This is a genomic window from Petrocella sp. (assembly GCF_059865615.1).
The window spans coordinates 1-3,433 of sequence record NZ_JCBCDA010000099.1; the positions used below are offsets into that span (position 1 = coordinate 1).

The following is a 3,433-nucleotide window of genomic DNA, read 5'->3' on the forward strand; positions in this document are numbered from 1 at the left end:
CAGCTTTGTTACTAGCCCTTAGAACACCCAAGTTCTTGCAAGAATTTATCATTATTTCAGGTGGTCAAGGTGGTGGTGGTATGATGAATAAAATCTATTCGACAGCACGGATTTACCAGATGGGTAAATCCGTATTTACAAAATAGGAGGGCACTATGGCGCTTATAGACGAAATGGCCTTGGCCTTTATTTTATTAATACGATCAGGAGCAGGGCTCAGAGTCATCTATTGCTTTATATCCATGGTAAGTGACGAGGAACAGGCGGTTACATACAAAAAACGGATTAAGCATACGGCTGTATTTTATATTCTTGCTGAATCAGTCTATATCATCAAAGACCTAGTCTTATACTACTATACATAAGGAGGAAAATATGGAGCAGATTAAAAAATTAAGAGCAACCATTTTAAAGAAAGCTACTGAAGAATATGATAGGCTTATGAAGGACTTGAAAAAACTTCCGGTTGAACAAGTATTGTCAAAAGCCTATGAGATTGTGATGAAGGAAGAGTTCCTAATTATGTTAGAGCATGGAGATCATATGGATATGGAAACACTACAGGTATTAAATAGATTAGAACATCCACTGAGTAAGCTTTACTTAGAATGGCTTGAACAAGATCATGATATAACGGAAGAGTTGACAACAACTTTGGCAATGGTTGTAAGTGCGTACTTAGAAGATCTGGATTTGAATCAAGATGATGAAAATAAGTTGGAAATGGGGATTAAATGATGGGTAAAAAAGAGTTAATTATGAGCCGTATGCAAGTAGAACTAGAACATGCCCTTGAAAGTAAGGTCGAACCTGTAACCGGTGAATCTTACATGACGCTTCAATATGTCTACAGCATGTTAAAAACCTCATTTGAAAAGACGTTCATACCTGAGCATATTCTAGACATCTTCATGTTACAAGAATCTCCTTTAAGCAAGTATTATGATTATTTTATTGACCATGATTGTTTCAAAAAGGAAGTGAATTGGGATACGATTTCAAGAGAATATGCCATCTACAGAGAATGTGAATTTGTGGAAGAACAATTACATGACAAGGTCGAAAAAGAATACAAAGCCTTTATGAAGACCGTTATAGACTTGGCACCTTATCAAATGGGGCAATTAATTTCTGAGATAAGTTTTAAAATGCAGGTATTAAGCATTTTTAGATATCAGGATTGCTTTAGTATAGAAGACATGGAAGTGCTACAAGGTATAGAGGGATTATTGGATAAGGCGTATGGGAAATAAAGTGGAGAATATCTGACACCGGCAGATGAGCATTATCTTTTGGCAACGACAATGGATTGCTTGGGAGAAGTCGTGGAGGAGGAACGAAATGAAGAAGATTCTTTGGAAGATGCACTGGAAGCATAAGTTTATTTTAGCACTGCTTAGAGTTGTAATATATCCTTCCATTCTTAACCAGTGATTTCATGGATGTTAAAAAAGTGTGCGATAATCGAACGTTCTATTGACACAAAAAGAGATTTGGTGTAAGATATTAGTACACGAGAAGTGTGTTTATGAAGGAGAGATAATTATGTTTACGTTTGAGGAATTAGGGATTAAGCTGAAGGAAGTTAGAGAAAACAAGAATTTAAGTCAGAAGGAGTTATCATCGTTATTGGAAGAAAAAGGACTTAACTTAACACGAGAGGCTATTAGTAAAATTGAAAGTGGTAAAAGGTTAGTTAATGCGATTGAATTGAGAGTCCTGGCAGAGGCACTGAATACAAATTCTGAAACATTATTAGGCGAAGAGGAAGAAGAGATTGACCTTATAGGTTTATGTAGGAGAAACGGTGATATTGAAATAACGGATGAAACAGAGTGGGCATTAGATGAACTCTGGTATTTTATGACAACTATCGCCAGACAGAAAAAATTATATAAAGGTGAGATTGTAATTAAGAAAAATGATCCGAACTGGGTGTAGTATGGAAAAACAATATAAATTTTTAGATTATACAAAAGAAGATAAGATGTTACGGCTAGAAATTAGAGAAAAGGCAGAAGAAGTCAGATTCAGATATGCTAAAAAAGGTATATCTGATATTTTTGATATTGTTGAGAATCAAGCGGTTTTAATAATCAGACCAGAGGATGTCATTAGGATGTCAGGCGCTACATTGTACAATGACAATGAATTGTTGATGTTTATTAATTCTGAATATACAGTTGGTCATCAGAGATATACTACTGCTCATGAATTAGGACATATTGTTATGCATTTAGATATGCTTAAAGAAATGCATTTGTTAAAAAAAGATAGAGTCATAGAGAAAGAAGCAGACATATTTGCTACGGAGTTTTTAATGCCTGCAAATGGTGTTTCAGAAGTATTCTATAAACTGATAGATCGAGAACCACTTGAAGTGACAGTAGATGATGTGATAATTATGCATAATTATTTCAAGGTGAGCTATAAAGCAATGTTAAATAGACTAGTATATTTAGAATTGTGTCATATTAATAATTATGATGAGCTTTTAGAGTGGTGCAGTCTAGAAAAAGCTGATAGTTTATGGAATAAAACAAATGAATTAGGATATGATTGCACATTAATAAGCAAAGACAGACGTTATTATATGGATAAGGAGTATGAACTGATACTGAAAAAAAACTATAAAAAAGGGATAATTTCATTTGCTAAATATAAAGAGACGATGGAGTATATGGGCAAAATGCCTTTGATTGGGGGCATAGATGAAAATAATCACTAAGTTTGAAGCAGCAGTATCAGATACAGACATATTGATAGATTTATTCAGAACAGATACATTGGATTTGCTAAAAATAGTGTTTAATAAAGTTATAATTCCAGATTATATTTATTCAAGAGAAATACCAAATATAGCCATTAGATTTAAGGATGATACTTTCTTTGGGCTGAAAAAGTATATAGAAGATAATGAAGGGTATATTCTAGTTGTAAAAGATTCAGACATGCTAAAAGAAGAGCGGATGTTGAAAAAAGCACTTATTAAAGAAATCAAAGATATTGCAGGTAGAGGTGAAGTTGAGTGTGTGAGTTATGCTCATGCAACTGGTATTAGAATAGTCGTATCAAACAACCATAGGGAATTTGATGAATTAAATAAACCAATTCCACCTTTGATTAATACTTATGCTATTATGGTAAATTATTATCATATTCTGACAATAGCATATTACATGAGAAAATTGATAAAGATGTTGCAACTGAGTACTACGATAAAATCAATAAAGTTAAAGGATCTTCACATAATTTTGGAAAGAAGATAGATGAATCAATTGAGTATTTCAAGGTAACTGTTCAGAACCTCTAGTCAAAGATGAAGTCTGGAGTTCCTGAAATTGCATTTTTGATTGCTTCGTAGGCATTGTAACCTTGCTTGTGAGCAGTGCCAACATATGACATAATTTTCAGATACTCCCGAGCGCCTTGT

7 protein-coding genes are annotated in these 3,433 nt (G+C 33.7%); all 7 read left to right on the forward strand.

Features of this window, described 5'->3' with window-relative positions; genetic code table 11:
• The first annotated feature begins 5 nt into the window (after positions 1-5).
• On the forward strand, positions 6-146 hold the full coding sequence (locus AC6F8J_RS10620) for a conjugal transfer protein TrbL family protein (RefSeq protein ID WP_500723244.1): 141 nt from the start codon (positions 6-8) through the stop codon (positions 144-146).
• A 9-nt stretch (positions 147-155) separates the two neighbouring features.
• A complete protein-coding gene (locus AC6F8J_RS10625; RefSeq protein ID WP_500723233.1) occupies positions 156-365 on the forward strand; it encodes a mercury transporter in 210 nt (69 codons plus the stop codon).
• Positions 366-375: 10 nt separating this feature from the next.
• The gene (locus tag AC6F8J_RS10630) at positions 376-738 is read left to right on the forward strand and encodes a hypothetical protein (protein ID WP_500723235.1); all 363 of its coding nucleotides are present in this window, start codon (positions 376-378) and stop codon (positions 736-738) included.
• Positions 738-1,253, forward strand: a complete 516-nt coding sequence (locus tag AC6F8J_RS10635; protein WP_500723237.1) for a hypothetical protein — start codon at positions 738-740, stop codon at positions 1,251-1,253. Before AC6F8J_RS10630 ends, AC6F8J_RS10635 begins: the two co-directional genes overlap by 1 nt.
• Before the next feature lie 292 nt (positions 1,254-1,545).
• A complete protein-coding gene (locus AC6F8J_RS10640; protein WP_500723239.1) occupies positions 1,546-1,941 on the forward strand; it encodes a helix-turn-helix domain-containing protein in 396 nt (131 codons plus the stop codon).
• Position 1,942: 1 nt separating this feature from the next.
• Complete coding sequence (locus AC6F8J_RS10645) at positions 1,943-2,728, forward strand: ImmA/IrrE family metallo-endopeptidase (RefSeq protein ID WP_500723241.1); 786 nt, start codon at positions 1,943-1,945, stop codon at positions 2,726-2,728.
• The gene (locus AC6F8J_RS10650; RefSeq protein ID WP_500723243.1) at positions 2,712-3,269 is read left to right on the forward strand and encodes a hypothetical protein; all 558 of its coding nucleotides are present in this window, start codon (positions 2,712-2,714) and stop codon (positions 3,267-3,269) included. Before AC6F8J_RS10645 ends, AC6F8J_RS10650 begins: the two co-directional genes overlap by 17 nt.
• The last annotated feature ends 164 nt before the right edge of the window (positions 3,270-3,433 follow it).

Excerpts from the sequence above, each read along its gene's own strand:
- AC6F8J_RS10625 (WP_500723233.1), top strand. The coding sequence starts at position 156 with ATGGCGCTTATAGACGAAATGGCCTTGGCCTTTATTTTATTAATACGA.
- AC6F8J_RS10645 (WP_500723241.1), top strand. The coding sequence starts at position 1,943 with ATGGAAAAACAATATAAATTTTTAGATTATACAAAAGAAGATAAGATG.
- AC6F8J_RS10635 (WP_500723237.1), top strand. The coding sequence starts at position 738 with ATGGGTAAAAAAGAGTTAATTATGAGCCGTATGCAAGTAGAACTAGAA.
- AC6F8J_RS10640 (WP_500723239.1), top strand. The coding sequence starts at position 1,546 with ATGTTTACGTTTGAGGAATTAGGGATTAAGCTGAAGGAAGTTAGAGAA.
- AC6F8J_RS10630 (WP_500723235.1), top strand. The coding sequence starts at position 376 with ATGGAGCAGATTAAAAAATTAAGAGCAACCATTTTAAAGAAAGCTACT.
- AC6F8J_RS10650 (WP_500723243.1), top strand. The coding sequence starts at position 2,712 with ATGAAAATAATCACTAAGTTTGAAGCAGCAGTATCAGATACAGACATA.